Source organism: Arthrobacter sp. NPDC056727 (assembly GCF_042790555.1).
Classification (GTDB): Bacteria; Actinomycetota; Actinomycetes; order Actinomycetales; family Micrococcaceae; genus Arthrobacter.
Map to the genome: position 1 here is coordinate 305893 of NZ_JBHTZA010000002.1, position 16294 is coordinate 322186.

Annotated in this window: 11 protein-coding genes; 6 read left to right on the forward strand and 5 right to left on the reverse strand. The window is 62.6% G+C overall.

Annotated features, from left to right (window positions below):
- Positions 1–78 precede the first annotated feature (78 nt).
- The 3 genes from ACFRAH_RS03160 to ACFRAH_RS03170 all read left to right on the forward strand — a co-directional run bounded on the left by ACFRAH_RS03160 (position 79) and on the right by ACFRAH_RS03170 (position 3797).
- Positions 79–927 (forward strand): esterase/lipase family protein, encoded by an 849-nt coding sequence (locus tag ACFRAH_RS03160; protein ID WP_377989460.1) that lies wholly within the window; start codon positions 79–81, stop codon positions 925–927.
- Positions 928–1005: 78 nt separating this feature from the next.
- A complete protein-coding gene (locus ACFRAH_RS03165) occupies positions 1006–2268 on the forward strand; it encodes a S8 family serine peptidase (RefSeq protein WP_377989461.1) in 1263 nt (420 codons plus the stop codon).
- A gap of 554 nt (positions 2269–2822) precedes the next feature.
- Positions 2823–3797, forward strand: coding sequence for an Ltp family lipoprotein (locus tag ACFRAH_RS03170; protein WP_377989462.1), 975 nt, complete (start codon positions 2823–2825; stop codon positions 3795–3797).
- Positions 3798–3964: 167 nt separating this feature from the next.
- On the opposite strand, the gene ACFRAH_RS03175 is transcribed toward ACFRAH_RS03170, so the two are convergent.
- Complete coding sequence (locus ACFRAH_RS03175; RefSeq protein ID WP_377989515.1) at positions 3965–4747, reverse strand: GntR family transcriptional regulator; 783 nt, start codon at positions 4745–4747, stop codon at positions 3965–3967.
- A gap of 424 nt (positions 4748–5171) precedes the next feature.
- Between ACFRAH_RS03175 and ACFRAH_RS03180 the strand changes: the two genes are divergently transcribed.
- Genes ACFRAH_RS03180 through ACFRAH_RS03190 form a run of 3 tightly spaced genes read left to right on the forward strand, consistent with a single transcriptional unit; the run spans position 5172 to position 9200 of the window.
- The gene (locus ACFRAH_RS03180) at positions 5172–6509 is read left to right on the forward strand and encodes an SIR2 family protein (RefSeq protein WP_377989463.1); all 1338 of its coding nucleotides are present in this window, start codon (positions 5172–5174) and stop codon (positions 6507–6509) included.
- Positions 6506–7072 carry a hypothetical protein gene (locus tag ACFRAH_RS03185; RefSeq protein WP_377989464.1) on the forward strand — a complete coding sequence of 189 codons (567 nt, stop codon included), beginning with the start codon at positions 6506–6508 and terminating at the stop codon, positions 7070–7072. Before ACFRAH_RS03180 ends, ACFRAH_RS03185 begins: the two co-directional genes overlap by 4 nt.
- Positions 7059–9200: an AAA family ATPase gene (locus ACFRAH_RS03190; protein ID WP_377989465.1), complete on the forward strand. Its 2142-nt coding sequence runs from the start codon at positions 7059–7061 to the stop codon at positions 9198–9200. The genes ACFRAH_RS03185 and ACFRAH_RS03190 overlap by 14 nt, the downstream gene beginning before the upstream one ends.
- A 242-nt stretch (positions 9201–9442) precedes the next feature.
- Here ACFRAH_RS03190 and ACFRAH_RS03195 read toward each other — a convergent pair whose 3' ends face one another.
- The 4 genes from ACFRAH_RS03195 to ACFRAH_RS03210 are packed head-to-tail and all read right to left on the reverse strand — an operon-like array spanning position 9443 to position 16182.
- Positions 9443–10705, reverse strand: coding sequence for a Wadjet anti-phage system protein JetD domain-containing protein (locus ACFRAH_RS03195; protein ID WP_377989466.1), 1263 nt, complete (start codon positions 10703–10705; stop codon positions 9443–9445).
- Positions 10695–14087, reverse strand: coding sequence for an ATP-binding protein (locus tag ACFRAH_RS03200; RefSeq protein ID WP_377989467.1), 3393 nt, complete (start codon positions 14085–14087; stop codon positions 10695–10697). The genes ACFRAH_RS03195 and ACFRAH_RS03200 overlap by 11 nt, the downstream gene beginning before the upstream one ends.
- Positions 14084–14743 (reverse strand): DUF4194 domain-containing protein, encoded by a 660-nt coding sequence (locus tag ACFRAH_RS03205; protein ID WP_377989468.1) that lies wholly within the window; start codon positions 14741–14743, stop codon positions 14084–14086. The genes ACFRAH_RS03200 and ACFRAH_RS03205 overlap by 4 nt, the downstream gene beginning before the upstream one ends.
- Positions 14740–16182, reverse strand: coding sequence for a DUF3375 domain-containing protein (locus ACFRAH_RS03210; protein WP_377989469.1), 1443 nt, complete (start codon positions 16180–16182; stop codon positions 14740–14742). The genes ACFRAH_RS03205 and ACFRAH_RS03210 overlap by 4 nt, the downstream gene beginning before the upstream one ends.
- Between the last annotated feature and the right edge of the window lie 112 nt (positions 16183–16294).

Sequence of the window (16294 nt, forward strand, 5' to 3'; positions counted from 1 at the left end):
GGCAACGCTGGCTGACCCGCTGAATACGGATTACTGCCGGGCCCACACCCCCGCTGACACGCGAACAAAGAGGTTTCTATGTCACTGCTCATCAAAGCCCTGTCCGCCGCCGCCATTGCCGTTCTTGCCGGCTCCCTGGCCGTGGCTCCCGCCCATGCGGGAACTGTGCAGGTTTCACCGCCCGGAGCCAATGACTGGTCCTGCAAGCCAAGCGCCGAGCATCCGTATCCGGTGGTTCTGGTGCCCGGAACGTTCGAGAGCATGGAAAAGAACTGGTCCACCCTCTCGCCGTATCTCAAGAGCGCCGGGTACTGCGTCTTCGCCCTCAACTACGGCGAGACGAATGGTGTCTACGCCACCGCGCCGGTGGCTAAATCGGCCCAGGAACTCGCCCCGTTCGTGGATTCAGTGCGGGCAGCCACGGGCGCGAAGAAAGTGGACCTCGTGGGCCACAGCCAGGGTGGCATGATGCCGCGCTACTACATGGGTTTCCTGGGCGGCGCCAAGTATGTCCACCAGCTCGTTGGGATCGCGCCCTCCAACCACGGCACCGAAGGTGTGATCGTCCCGTCGCCGGGCGTTGTCCCCGATCCCAACTACACCGGACTGGGCTGTGCCGCCTGCGCGGATCAGCAGGCAGGGTCGGCTTTCATGCAGAAACTCAACTCCATCGGCGACACTGTTGCGGGACCCTCCTACACTGTCATCACCACGGTCCACGACGAAGTGGTCGTTCCCTATAACAGTCAGTTCCTCAACGGCCCGGCGCGGCAGGTCACCAACGTCACCATCCAGGACAAGTGCCCGGCTGACGCCTTCGAACACGACCAGACGCCCAACGACCCCGTGGTGCACCAGATCGTGGCCCATGCCCTGGGACAGGCTTCCGGCCCCGCTGATCCGGCCTACCAGCCGAAGTGCCTTTAGAAGTCAGTGACGGCAGGCAGGGAGTAATTTTCGGGCATTTACTGTCCAGCACGTGCGGATTGAAGCAAGATACGTCCCATGAAAAGAATCGTTGTAGCCAGCCTCGCGGCGGTAATCATAGGCAGTGGCGCAATCACGTTTGCAGCTCCAAGCAATGCGGTGACCGCGAGCAACGCGGCGACCCCGTCGTCGCACATCGCCGGGCAAATCATGGTCAAGTTCCGTGACAAAGCCTCGGCGACGGGCGTACTGCGCCAGCACGGCCTCAAGGAGGGTCCCGGCATCGGCAGCACCGGGGCCGAACTTGTCAAAGTGCCGGCCGGCAAAGAGCTTCAACTCATCGAAGCCCTGAACCGAAACCCGGTGGTCGAGTACGCCGAGCCGGACGAGCTGGCTACTGCTGCCACAGCCGACGAGTACTTCCCTCGCCAATATGCACTGCAAAACAACGGCCAATCATTCACCAACACCGACGGCACGCAGACTGTGGCCACGGGCAAGCAGGACGCTGATGTCGACGCCGTCGAGGCATGGAACGTCACGACCGGCAGCGGCATCAAGGTCGCCATCATTGATTCAGGTGTGGCAAGCGACAACCCCGACATCGCGCCAAAGGTTGTTGCACGCGCCAACTTCAGTGGTACCGCAACGGGTGAAGATAACTACGGTCATGGCACACACGTCGCCGGTATCGTTGCCGCCACCGCCAACAACACGATCGGTGTGGCCGGTGTGTGCCCGAGCTGCAGCATCCTGGATGCCAAGGTGCTGAACGACAGCGGATCCGGCTCTTCATCAGCCATAGCAAACGGCATCAACTGGGCCGTCACCAACGGTGCCAAGGTCATCAACATGAGCCTTGGGCAGCGCGTCGCATCCCGCACCTTGGAAACTGCGGTCAACAATGCGTGGAACCGAGGAGTGGTGGTAGTCGCCGCGGCAGGCAACGCCGGAACCCAGGCCAAGATTTACCCGGGCGCTTATCCAAACGTTATCGCCGTGGCCGCAACCGACAACAACGATGCCAAGGCATCTTTCTCAAGCTACGGCGACCAGTGGGTGGATGTCGCGGCTCCCGGTGTCAATGTCTACTCGACCTTCCCGAACCACACCTTCGTCCTGGGCACGCAGAACGGCCGGCACACGGGTTACGACATTGCTAGCGGTACCTCCATGGCCTCACCCATTGTCGCTGCAACCGCCGCCCTTGCCTGGGGCTCGCATGCCGGCGCCACGAACACGTCCGTCCGGGCAAATGTCGAATCAACCGCCGACAAAATTTCCGGCACGGGCACCTTCTGGGCGTATGGCCGGGTGAACGCAGACAAGGCCGTCCGCTAGTCAGAGCGTCCTTGCTCGGAGACTCCGCCAGCTCATGCTGGCGGAGTCTTTGGGTTAAGACTGAAGTGACTGCATCACCGAGAGGTGCCCGGCACGGTCGGCGATCAGGCATTTGGCCAGGTAGAAGGGGCGGTTCGCGTGCCTGGCGTTACCGCTGTCTCGGCGATTTCCGTCAGGATCCGACGGCGGGTCTGACGCACGCTAGACCTTTGCAAAATCCTGCGCTGAACCTTGCGTATTGCGTTGCCAAACCCACGGCGAGCTTGAGCATGTGGCAAAAAGATGAATGCGGAATACGCGGCTTGTGGGGAAGCCGGCTTTCGATGGGAAATCCAGACGCCCTCAAGACGAGATGATCCGCATGACACACCATCGAAGGGAACAGCATGTCCCAGTCCTATCCCGAACAGCCTCTAACACCCCGAGCGGCTTCCGCCTTCGGTCAGCCCGAATGGCCGCCGGCCATGCCGCCGAAGCCGCCGGCTGCGTACCCTGGCCAGCCCGCCCAGACGCCGTACCCGGGGCAAGTCCTGAATCAGCAGCCCCACCCGCAAATGTCCCAGCAGCCGCCCATACCGGGCGCCGCTTATGGGTACCCGCAGAGGGGGCAGGGACAACAGGGCAATAAGTCATTCCTCGTGACGTGGTTGCTCTCCCTGCTCCTCGGCGGTTTGGGCGTGGATCGGTTCTATCTGGGCAAAGTCGGTACTGGCATCCTCAAGCTGATCACCTTCGGCGGTCTGGGGATATGGGCCCTGATCGACCTCATCCTCGTACTCGTGAACAAGACCCGCGATAAGCAGGGCCTTCCGCTGGAGGGTTACCACAGGCACAAGAAAGTGGCCTTGATCGTCACGGGCGCTTTCATCCTCCTCGGCATTATCTTCAACGCCAGCCGCAGTGCAGCTGCCCCGTCGTCCGAGCCGGCCGTTTCCACTTCCAAAGACTCTTCGGTTGCTCCCGCAAGTGCTGCTCCGGCCGAGACTGCAACGCTGGATCCCGCCGCGGCTAAGGCTGAGGCTGACGCAAAAGCGAAGGCTGACGCGGCTGCCAAGGAGGCGAAGGCTAAAGCTGACGCTGAGGCCAAAGCGAAGGCTGACGCGGCTGCCAAGGAGGCGAAGGCTAAGGCTGACGCTGAGGCCAAGGCGAAGGCTGACGCTGAGGCCAAGGCCAAGGCCGACGCTGCTGCAAAGGCTAAGGCGGAGGCTGCAGCTGCTGCGAAGGCTGCTGCCGAAGCTGGCACGATCAGTCAGCAGAATGCCCTGCAGAAGGCTGGGGATTATCTCGAGTACACCGCATTCTCGCGCACCGGTCTCATCAAACAGCTGGTCTTTGAGAAGTATTCGACAGCGGATGCGACCTGGGCAGTGGATCGCGTGAGCGTCAATTGGAACGATCAGGCAGCGAAAAAGGCCAAGGACTACCTGGAATACACGTCCTTCTCGCGTGCCGGGCTGGTTGACCAACTGCTCTTTGAGGGCTTCACCCCGGCGCAGGCCGAGTACGGCGTGAGCAAGACTGGACTCTAGAACATGCGGCATTGATTGGAACGCGCAGCTTCAGGGCGCAAGGGGTGCCCCGGCCGTTTGCGGCCGGGGCATTACTCTTCGAATAGTCTGTTGCTGCACGAACACCACGGGAAATTTCTCTACGCCTTGAAGCGAAAACGCACGGTGTGACTGCGCTCCCGGCCCGCTCAGGATTGGAGGGACTGCATCACGGAGAGGTGCCCTGCCCGGTCGGCGATCAGGCACTTGGCCAAGTAGAAGGGCCGGTTCGCGTGCCGCACGTACTGCGTGAGGACCAGGACGGGGTCGGACGGGCGCAGGTCCAGCAGCTTCGCGCGGCTCGGGCCGACCTGGCTCAGGCTGATCTGGCACTCGCCCGGCCCCAATCCCCGGCCCGTCGCCTTGTTGAGCGCCGTGAGCAAGGTGGTACCGCCGTCGTCCTTAATTTCCAATGGTTCGGCGGCGCCGCTGGCGAAGCTGACGGGGAGGGCGGAGATGTTTTCTTGGAGGTGGGCGATCGGTTCGCCGTCGCGGATGAGGACGGATTCCCAGAGCCAGACGTCGCTGCCTGGTTCTACGCTGACGCCGGGGGCGACGAATTCGGAGGCGGGCTGCTTCTCGACCTGGATGCGCTTGATCTGGACTTGGTGGCCGGGGCCGCCGAGGACCTCCTCGAAGGGGCGGATGCGTTCGATGCCGATGCGGGGGAGGGTGTCGGAGACGAAGCGGCCGACGCCGCGGCGGGCGCGGATCAGGCCGTCCTCCTCAAGCAGCATCAGGGCTTCGCGGACGACGGTGCGGCTGACCTTCATGTCGGTGCCGAGTTCGGTCTCGGTGGGGAGCATGGAGCCGGGCTGCAGCAGGTTGTTGCGGATGGCTTCGGCGATCCGTGAGTAGACGGCGACCCGGAGCGGTGAGCCGGGCTGGGCCTCCACCGGCTGGGACAGGAACCGGACGGCGTCCTCGTGCACGTTATTGCCTCGCTTTTTGTTCATGGAGAGTTTCCAGCGTAGCAAGGGGTACGGGCTTGTTGGACAAGTTGCTTGCCGGGACTTGTATAGTGCTCGCGCACTTGAAAGCGGCTGGTGAGCCGGTCGATGGTAGCAACAATGGGTTCTGGAACGGACCGAACCTTGGCTTTGTTTCATCGAATCTGAACGTGATTCGATCGGCCGTTACAGGTGCGAGCTGAATGGTGGTGTCTGGGCTTCAGGCTCCAGAGGCAAGCAGGCTTGGCGGGATACGACAGCAAAAATGGGGAGGACACACGGACGAAAAGAGTCGCCACCGGGGAACCGCCTGGATTCCCAGAGAGACTCCTCCGCGGGAAAGGCCAGAGGATGCACCGTTACGTCGTCCGCTGTTGGTACTTGTAACCACCACTAGACTTGGGGCATGTCGCACGCCCCGCCTTCAGTCACGGCCAACGTTCCGCCATATGCGGTCGCGCTGGCAACTCAAGCGATGTCGGGCGGCAAGGTCGTGATTTACGCTGGTGCGGGTATTAGCCTCTCTCAACCAACTAACCTCCCGACGGGCGCATCTCTCTCAAAAGTAATCCATACGCGGCTCAAGGCGGCGTTCCCGAGTCTCGAGGGCATCGACCCGTGGGACCTTGTTGCCGTTGCAGATGCCGTCGCGGCCCTTCCCAACGGGGAAAGCGCCCTGCGCCAAACGTCGGCCTCAGCGGCGAACTTCAAGTCGGCTAAGCCCGGGTATGCCCACCGCGTCTTGGCGCACCTGATGCTCGAAGGAGCAATTGATGTCCTGACGACGAATTGGGACAACTGCATCGAGCGAGGAGCCGGCGAGGAACGCCTGCCAACTGTCACCAGCAATCATGACTTGGCGGAAATTACCCCGCCCTCGGTTCTCAAGATTCACGGATGTGCCTCACAGCCCAATTCCTTGCTTGTGACAAGCGGTCATCTACAGGACCCGCCTCCTTGGGTGCGTGAACAGACTCACGCACGGCTCGGGAGTGCCGTCGTGGTGTTTATTGGGATCGGAGACGTTGCAGGGTACGTGAAACAGCGCATCCAGGAAGCAATCAACGAAGTCGGTTCCGTCGAGAATATTCGTGTCGTAACGCCAGACATCGAGTCAGGCTGGGAGAGCTCTCAGTGGAGAACCGTCGCGCCAAACCTTCGCAACGATCACAAGATACCAGCAACGGCCGACCAGTTCATGGATCAGATCGCTTCGGCATACATAATCGGACGGTTTGGTGAGCACAGCGCCGGTATAGCGTCTGACGCTGAGCTCACAGCTAACCTCGAAAAAGCTACGGAAGGGCTGTTCAAGTCCGACTCGTTAACTGTGCTCCAATGGGCGCGTGAAGTTGACATCAACCCGCGGGCCGGCGAGGCCGTCCTCAAGAGTCCGGAGTTGGGTAAGGTCCTTATCGCTTTGGGGCGCCTCGGGGGAGACTCGGTCCGGCTTGCCCAGAATCTCGTATTTGATACTGACCAAGGGCCTATTGAGGTACTAGTGGCGACGCAGACGGTGCCGCAGCGACATCTCGTCGAGGCCGCCGAATATCGGCTGCAGGCCCATGCATACCGGGATGAGCCCCATCCACGTTTCGTGGTTGCTGGCGGTGTGGGACGGATCACCAAGTCCAGTTCGCTCCCCAATAACATCATGGGCGACGCTGATGAACGGGATATCGTTGATGGGCCCCTTGCCCTGGTACCAGACATCACACACGCCGATGAGGTGCTTGCATCGTGAAAACTACGTCATTGTCGGGTCGGTCCGACAACGAGCTTCTCGGCTTCACCAAGACGGTCTTGTCCGAACAGGGATTCCAGGTCGAGACCATCGGGGAGAATATCGAGCTGGTAGTTGCGGAGAATAGCTATTTCGTCGTCGCCGTGGCCGCCATGAACACCATTCGCAATCTGATCCTGGCGGAACCCGCGGTTTTCGAGGCTCTCTCGAAACGCATCGAGTCTGTAGCACTCGGGCCGAAAAAGTGGGATACGTACCTCGTCCTGCTAACTCAGGAGAAGTCTGCCGAGGATGACGCCGTCACTCGCGACCTTTACGCCATCAATCACGACACATCGCGTGTGCGCCGCATCGCGCACACCGGGGTGGACCCGACGCCGGAAGCCCTGAGACATGCCCTCGCCCCTTTTCTTGAGCCCGTGACGCCTACAGCCACCGTCGTACACACCGACGCGCTGGAGTCGCTTCTGCAAACACTCATCTCAAACGGCGTTGACGAGGAGCTTGCGCGGCGCGCTGTTACTGCTTTCGAACAGGGGGCATCTCTCGATGACGTCCTTTAAGTCCAGCATCGACAGACTGCGTGTCGAAGCATTTCGCGGTTTTCGTGATGTCCGGGAGTTCGATCTCTCGGCATCGGCGGTTGTTGTCACCGGACCGAACGGCACTGGGAAGACGAGCTTCTTCGATGCGTTGCAGTGGGTCTTGCTCGGCAAGATTGAACGACTTGAAGCTCTGCGCTCGCGACGCAACGTGGAACATGTGGTAAATCAATACCGAATAGGGCGGAAGGCTTCGGTCGAGATAGATCTCAGTCTGCCGGCAGGGCAAGTGACGCTACGTCGTACGGGCGATCAAGGGGGAAGCACTCTTGAGCTTGGCCGACAGGGCGCAGCACCGTTGTTTGGCGCAGAAGCCGAAGCAGAGCTTCGCCGCATCCTGTTGCCCAATAGCGAATTGTCCCTCCATTCAGCGCTAGGCACTTCCGGTTTGATGCAGCAAGACGTGCTGCGGAGTGTGCTGGAAGCAAAGCCGGCGGAGCGCTATAGGCAGTTGAGCACAGTGCTCGGACTTGGAGCGCTGGAAGACTTTGAGGACGCTATGAAGTCTGTGGCGAAGCAGGCGTCCGACCGTCAGGGACAGGTTTGGAGTGAACACGCCGAGCTAGTCGTCGCGCTGAAGCAAGCACAGGATCGACTCGAGACAGCGCAAGCAAGGTTGGCGAGTCGCCCCCAAATTGAAGCCATACGCAATGAGGTCCTCTCCAAGCTGCACGCAACGCCCGTCGGAGTGGTCTTCAGCGACGCTGATTTGAACCTGGAGTCGCCAGATGGTGTGCGTTTCGCAGCTACAGAAGTCGGCCGCGCGGCCGAGCTTATAGACTCCGCTCACGCAGCCGTCCGCCGTGCCTCTCAGCTGCGCGAAGGCTTGGGGGATCGTCCCAACGCTGACACTATTGATGATCTTCGCGGGGAAGCCGAACGGGCTAAGGAGGCGAGGGACGCTGCCGAGATCCTAAGAGGGGTGGCGCAGTCACAGTTGAACGCAGCGCGATTGACGGCGGCCGACGTGGCAAAGTTGGCTGCCCTTGCTATACCGATGCTGTCGGATGACTGCCCAGTTTGTGGCCAGGGTATCGACCGTGAGCATGTTGAGCGTGAGCTGCTTCAGCGGGCGGAGGCTACCGGAACACTCCTCGAACTGGAGACAGCATTTGTGGAGTCGGCGAACAACTTCAACAACGCTTCAAGAACGGCCTCCGTGGCTGCGGACGAACTTGCCGCCGCCGAGCAGCGAGCCGAGAGCTGGCGGGCTTTCAGCGTCGCGGACAGGGCAGCTGCAGACGCAGTCGAAGCTCTCGCTGAGGACATCCGTCTCGTGAGGTTCGATCAATTCACCACCGAATTTTTTGGGTCAATCGCGGTTCCGGTGTCAGAGTATTTTCGCGGAGCGCGCCGGGCCCTGCATGACCTCTTGGAGACTTTCGATCGCCAAGACGACCAGAATGCAATAGAGCGCGGCGTTGCTGAACGCACCAGCTTGAAAGCAGCGGTCGCCGCCGTAGAACGTCAGTTGGCCGCGGAGACTACTAGATCAGCAAGGCTGCGACATCTCGCCGAGAAGACGCTTGAGGCCAGAGTAGAAGTCACTGAAAGGCGGCTCCGTTCCATTCAACCGTTGGTTGCGGATATCTTCCACCGTCTGGATCCACATCCCGCGTTCAAGACTGTTGAGTTCGAGCTGGACACATATTATCGGAGGGGGACTACCAGTCCCCTGGTCATCGATCCTGTGGCTCGCATTTCGGCAGACCCGCTCTTGATCTTTTCTACCTCGCAAGCCAACATTGTCGCCTTGTCCTACTTCATTGCGATGAGTCTTTCGATGGAGGGCACGGGATTGCCATTTCTATTGCTGGATGACCCAGTTCAGTCGATGGATGATGTGAATGTACTCGGGTTTGCTGACCTCTGCAGGCACCTCAGGGCGCGGCGACAGCTCATTGTGTCTACACATGAGAGACGGCTCTCCGGGCTGCTCGAACGAAAGCTTGCCCCGCGAGACGAAGGCTCCCGAACGAAGATCATCAGGTTCACTGGGTGGGATCGCAGCGGTCCCACGGTCGATGAGCGCGACGTGAATGGGCAGATTCTTGAGGACCCGATTCGTGTGCTAGGTCGAGCCGGCTAAGGGCACATGCTACTTCGGTAGATTCGCGCTTCGAGTTCCAATTCAACATCCGTGATAGACGATGATGCATTCCTAAAGGGCTACTCACACAAGGTGAACTTGTTTTACAACGTGGCCGGGAAGCTGAAAACCACGATAGTGACGTGGGCTAACAGGGGGATTCGGGCAGTTTAGGGGGAAGCACGCCTATACAAATACCACTCGCGTTCATCGAGGAGGAAGGTACTTTGGTTTCGACAAGCTCAATTCCCCGGGCGGAGTCGGTCCAGCGCCCAGTCCCAACTGATGAGCTCCTGCTCGAGGCGGACGGCTAGTCCATACATGTCGTTGCCCAGCGCTTCGTACAGGGCGGCTTCCTCCGGCATGAGTCTCGTCAGCGCAGCCCTCGACGGCGCCGGCTCCGATCCCCAAGAGTCTTGGTGCGCAAGCAACGTCTCATCATCCGTCAGCACGCTCTCCACATGCGGGTGGACCGCACGGAGCTGGTCCAGGATCCGGAAGCCGTGCGTATCGATGTCGCCCCAGTAGAGGACCTTGCAGTCGCGAAGCCAAGTCGCGTCGCGCAGTGACGAAAAGCCATAACCCGCCCCGTAGAGGGCAAGGGTTCCGGGCCGCTCCGGAAGCGCAAGGAAATTGATCTGTTTCTCGGTAGCAATGACGGTGTGCACCGGCAGCTTCAGAGTGCTGAAGGCTTCAGCTGTGACGGTGATGTCCCGTGCGTCACCCAGAGCAGGAATGCCGGGGTCGAGGATGCGGAACCGGACGAGCTCCGGCGGATGCAGGAACCCATGCCTGCGGGCAAAACGGGCTGCGGGAGTGCGGCCGGTGCCGTTTTCCAGGGCAGCATCAGACCCAGCCACAGCAGGTTCGGCGACCTCCGACGAAGCATCGGCGTCGGTATCCTCTTCGCTGCCTTCGGATGCCAGCGAAAGGGCGGCAAGCAGCTGATCGATGACCTGCCGGTTTCGTTCGATGAACTTTGTGTGCACTCCGGGCAGCCCGAGCTGGCGGACGTAGATCCCAGGCTCCGGGTTGTCCCGAAGCCAAAGCGCCACTCGTGCTGCTGTCAGAGCATCCGAACCAAGCTCAAGCAGCTTCAACGGCCGCCGCGCCGCCCAGCCAGCCAGCAGCGGATCCAGCTCACCGAGGGAAGCCGTCAGGTCCCGAAACCGCGCCGCCTCCCGGGACTTTCCGATGAAGCCAACCTCGTCCTCCACGGTGGCAAACACAGCCGTGGCCGGGACCCGGTTGGAGCCCACGGTCCGGCGCCCCACCTCCGCCGTTTCCAGCTCGTACGGGCCAACCCCGGCGAACAGCTCAGCCGCCCACCGATGGGCCGCAGCGTAATCGCTCAACGGGGCTGCCGCCGTCGGGCGTTTCAGCGAACGGCGGCGCGGGTATGCGCCCGACGGTTCCAGCAATTCCCGCAGCAGCGCACCGCTGTTCCACGCCTTCAGCGACAGCGCCCGCAACCCGGAAACCGTGGTCCAGGACTCAGCCGGCACGCCGGTCCCGTTCGTCGCGGTACTCCTGGATGGTCATGTTGCGCAGCTGCGAATCGTCGCCGTTGGTGTTCGCCACAAACCCCACGTGCGAGACGAACGGCTCGATCACGTGGATCTTCTGCAGCGGCGTGACGATCAACAGCTGCAGCTTCATGCGCTGGAACAGCTGCAGCCCGTACCGTGCCGACTCGTCCGACCCGCGCCCGAAGGCCTCGTCGATCACCACAAACCGGAAACTCCGGCCGCTGTTGGCCTTCTTGGACGAGGCCCCCGACCCCAGCCCGAACTGGAACGCCAGCGCCGCCGCTAGAATCGTGTACGCCAGCTTCTCCTTCTGCCCACCGGACTTACCGCCCGAGTCCGTGAAGTGCTCGAACTCCTCGCCCGTCTCCGTCCACTTCTCCGACGCCGAGAACGTGAACCAGTTCCGCACATCCGTGACCTTGGCAGTCCATCGTTCATCGAGCATGGTCTTGCCCTCGCGGCCGCGGAAGCGCTCGATCAGCCGCTCCACCTGCAGGTACTTCTGCTCCGAGTACTGGTCCTCGTCGCCGATGGTCCCCTCCGAACACGCCCGCAGATCAATGCCGAATTGGCGGACGTCTAGGTCGGTGCTGTTCTGGTGCTCCAGCTGGATGTGCCGGCCCGGGTTGTACTCAATCCCCGTTAGCGTCTGGTTGATGTCGCGGATCCGCGACACAATGTCCTGCTTCCGACCTTCAAGGAAGGCATTTAGTCCAACCACTTCGTGGATGGTGTTCTGGTTCAGCGTGTCCTTGAAGTGCGCCTCGAACCGCGGCAGGTCATTGCTCACCAGCTGCTCCAGCAGCCGGTTGTAGTCCGGCGCCGCCTCGAGGGTGGCGTCGATGTCCGTGGTCTCGTTCGGGTACTTGTTGCGGAAGTCGGCCATCAGCCGGACGGTGCCCTCCGCCGCCCGCGCGATGCGCTTGGACAGCGCGTCGATGGTATCCGTCAGCCCGGCACGGACCGAGCTTTCCGCCGTGCCTGTGTTCTTGTACGTCAGCGTCTTGTCCCCAAGCGCCGCTTTGGTGAGATGTTCGACGGCGGCCAGCACCCCGCCGTCGTCCGTCAGGGGAGTCTCGGCGAGAGTTTCCTGACAGTCCGCAATCGCCTCAGCAATGTCTTTCGAGTCCTTATTATTTTCGCCCAGACGCTGCTGCAGTTTGCCGGCCCGCTCCTCCAGCCGTTCCAGCTCCGCGGTCACCGCGGACTCCTTGGCGGTCAGTTGCTTGAGCACGTCGCTGGCGGTTTCCAGCTCGGCCTTCTCGGCCTTGAGCTCCTCGATCCGCCGCGCCGTGAGCTGCCAGCTGATCTCGCCGAAGTCCGCCACCGACCGCACGGTGCCCAGCTGCTGGTTCTGCCGGCCCAGCGCCCCGAGGTTCTCGTTCACCTTGGCCAGCTGCGCCTCCGTGACCCGGAGCTGGCCCCTGACCTCGTCCTGCTCCGTGAGGAAGCGGCTGATCTTGTCGTGGTTGTCCCAGCCGAGCACGTAGTTGCGGCGGTCCGTGAGCTCCCGCCGGTCATCCTTTTCGTGCCGGCCCCGGCCGCCCTTGAGCTGCCCGTTGACGGTGAGCGCCTTGGGGTAGCGGCGGAAGTCCTCGAGGGTGTCGCAGCAGTAGTGGTCGAACCGGGTGGCGAGCTCGTCCAGCAGGAAGTTGCGGAACGGGGTGTTCGGCTTGATAGCGATCTTCGCGGCCAGCGTGCCCGGCTCCGCCGTCCTGGCCGCCGGAGATTCCCCGATCCGCAGGTAGACCAGCCGGCCCTTGAGGTTGTTGGCGTCCACCCAGCTGCTGACCGCCGCGTAGTGCTCGGCGGGCACCAGCAGGGACAGCGCGAAGCCGTGCAGCGTGCGCTCTGCCGCGCCCTCCCACGCGCCCTCACCGTCCCTTACCTTTAGTAGCTCTCCGGCGTACGGCAGCGCCGCTTCCGCGATCCCCGTCCCGTCACACAGCCGACGGCGGAGCTCCAGTTGCGGTATGGGCAGCAGGTTCGGGCGGGACTGCAGGCTGCGCAGTTCTGCACCGATCTCCGTCAGACGCGCGTTGAGCCCGGTGCGGGTGATGGTCAGTGCCGTGCGGCTCTCCTGCAGATCATCGGACTGGGCGGCAAGCTGCTGCTCGACCTCGCCAAGCCGGGCACGGTTGCTGTCGAACAGCACCCGGTCCTCGGGCGTCCGCAGTCCCAGGTCCTTCGCGGCCTCCGTGTAGGTCTCGAAGCGCTGCCGCTGGGTCCGCGACTCAACAGCGAGCCGGGCGACGTCGGCGTCGATCGCGGCAAGCCGGCCGCCGCCGTTGGTGCGAATATCCTCCTGCACGGCCTGCAGCTCGTGCCGCTTGTCCGCAATCTCCGTGCGGAGTTTGGCACTGTCCTCCTTCAGCCGTTCCCCGGTCCGCTCCAGCTCCTGCTGGTGCTCCAGGCTCAGCTGCAGCTTCCGGTCCGTGAACCAGGGATGCAGCTGGTCCCGCTGCTGGCGGGCCAGCTCGTCGTCGTGGCTCAGTTTCGCGTGCTGGGCGGCGCCGTCCCTGATGGGCGTCAGCAGGGCGATCTGGTCCTTGGCCCGCAGCACCGCTTCGTGGGCCTTTTTCAGGTCGTCGAAGTGGTGGATGAGTTTGCCGATCCGCTCGGCGACGTTGTCCTCCTCCAGCATGTTGGTCCGCACGAAGGAGGTGATGTTTTCCACCTGCTTCATGGACACCGTGCGGTGGAACAGCTCCATGGCCTGGTTGCCACTGATGCCAAACTGCCTCTTGAAGGCCGCGGCGTAGGGCTCAAAGGTGTCGTGCACGGCCGCTCCGGCAGAGCGGAGTTTCTTCTTCAGCTTCGCCGGGTCCTGGCCGAAGTTGGAGAAGTCCACCGCGATGGACTGGTCCGCCTCGGCCAGGGAGTAGAACCGGCTGGGCTGGCCGGCCTCCTGCGTGGCCCACAGCGTGATGGCCAGGGTGACCGACTTGCCGAGCACCGCATTGCGAAACACGGCGAGCACCACGGTCAGGGCGCCGGTGCTGCGCAGCGCCACCGGCCTGGAGTACTCGCCGCCGATGCTGCGCGTGCTTTTGTGGAAGCCGCGCACGTACGACATCAGCGAGCGTTCCTTCTTCTGCGCGCCCGCCGCCTTGTTGTACTCGATCTTGTTGGCCGGCAGCAGCAGGGTGGTGATCGCGTCCACCACCGTCGATTTTCCCGAGCCGATGTCGCCCGTGAGGAGGCTGTTGGCGCCGTCCAGCCGGAACGTCCGCACGCCCTGGTGGAACGTCCCCCAGTTGAGCAGCTCCAAACGGTGCAGCCGGAAACCCGGGGGAGTCCCGCCGTCGTCCGTCTTTTCCTCCAGGCTGAACAGGGTGTCCTGAACTTCAGTGCTCACTTGCCGTCCTCCTCGGAGGTCCCGGCGCCCAGCGTGCCGGCGCCCAGCGTTCCGCCGAGCGTCGCCCGGTAGTCCGCCAGCCGCGTATCGAACTCCTCCAGCCACTGGGCGTCCACGAACGCCTTGAGGATGCGGGCCACCTCGTACGTGTCCGCCTGCCCCTTGAGCTTCCGGAGAAAGCCGAGCTCCACCACTTTCTTGATGTCGGCCCGGAGCCGGTCCAGAGTCCGGGCCTCGTTGCTGGATTCCGGCCGGAACAGCGAGACCATGTCCACGATGTCCTGCTCGGTCATGATGAGCCTGACCTCGCTGCTGTTGATGTCGAACTCCAGCATGCGGCGGCGGAGGAGCACCAGCAGGAGGCTGACGTTGAAGGTGAGCGTGCGGCGCGCGATGAGCCGGGGGAGCGTGCCATCCGGATCCTCGCGCGACTTCAGGAACGCGTAGCCCTCGGACTCGTCCAGGATCAGGTCCAGCCCCAGCACGGACACGTAGTCGCGGACTTGGGAGGACAGGCCAAGCAGCGACTGCCAGATCTTCTCGTCAGTTTCGGCGTACAGCACGCCTTTGAAGAGCCGGGTGACGACGCCGGGAAGTTCCTCGGGCGTGCGGCTTTCCGTTTCGGTGGTGGCTGGGAAATGCGCTGCCGGATTCATGCGGGCCTTCCGAAGATGATCTGTTCGAGGGTGGCTTCGCGGATGCTGCCGTCTTCCAGTTGCCAGGCTATCTGCTGCTCAGTCTCTGCGTTGATGGTGGCCCAGTCCGACTCCGTGGCCAGCTGGTAGTAGGCCACGATCTCCGCCAGCCCCTGCGTAACGGGGTGCTTCTTTGTGATCTCGGCGAGAGTGGCCTGTTCCGCCTCGGCGAGGACGGCGTCGATGTTGGCTTTGAGCCGTTCCTTGTCCACGTGGAACTGGCTGAACAGTGCGCCGGCGTCCACGTCTGCGTCGTCGGCGGTTTCGATGTGGTCCTCCACCATGACCCGCCGGCTCGGCTCATACAGCGGCCGTTCGAATGGCAACGTGATGTCCACCTGCGGACCGTCAATGGCGATGAAGTCACCCGACGGCGGCTGTTCCCTTGTTGCCAGCGCGCCCGATTCGACGCTCCGGATCAGCTGCATGATGCGCTTGTTCTCCAGGAACACCTTGTCGTCCAGCAGCCGGCGCATCTGCTCGGACAGCTGGCGGACGGTGCCCTGGGTCTGTTCGACGGCGGGCAGCCAGTCCTGGTGCAGGTTGGTGACCGTGTGGAGGTTCTCCGTGCTGGCCAGTGCCTCGATCTGTGTGGCTCTTTGGAGGAGGTCCTGCAGTTTCCGCCGTGACTCCGGCGACATGAGGTAGTCCCAGAAGCCCTGGAACGTCCGGCCCTGCAGGGAACTGCTGATGTCCTGCTGGTTGGCGAAGATCGATTCCAGCAGCTCGCCCTGGGTGCCGTCCCAGGTGGCGATCTGCTCGCGGACCTGGCGGTCCAGTTTCCGGAAGTTCTGTTCGACCTCGCGGAAGTCGGAGAGGAGGTCCTTGGCCAATGCTTGCAGCTGTTGGAAGTGGTCCAGCGCTTCGGGGGCTGTCATGACCCGGATGTTGCCGTCGCGGATGCGCTGCATCTCGGCGTCGATGGCGTCTCTTTGCTGTTGCAGTTCGTTCAGGCGCACCTCGGGGTCCGTCTCGGACTGCTGGACCAGCCGCTCGAGGACGGCAAAGATGCTGGTGAGCCGCGACTGGGTGGCCACGAAGTCCCTGCCCTTCAGGCTCTCCACCCAGCGGACCACGTCCTCCGCCGCCGGCGTGAGGTCGTAGCGGGGCTCGTCCTGACCCTGGATGTAGTACTTCCGCAGCCAGGCCCTTTCGGGGGCGGCCCAGTCATCCAGGTATTCGGCTGCCTGCCGCGGGAACTTGTCCTCGCCGTAGGCATCCCGCAGCCCGAAGAGCACGTCATCCAGGCTGTCGATGAGCTGCTGCCGGCCCAGGTTTCGCTGGTTGGGACCGGTGAAGGCGGCCATGAAGAACGAGATCGCGAGCGGGGCGTTCTGGGCGCGCAGCAGGGACCAGCCTGCATGATTCCCACGCAGGGCGTTGATTGCGTAGTAGTCCATCCGGTCCTCGCGGTGCTGCGCCTGACTTACCGTCAGTTCACTCTAAGGGGCACCGCGGACATCCAAAGGCAACGCATTTCGAGTTTTTGTCCAGATAATGGCCGCTCAGAGG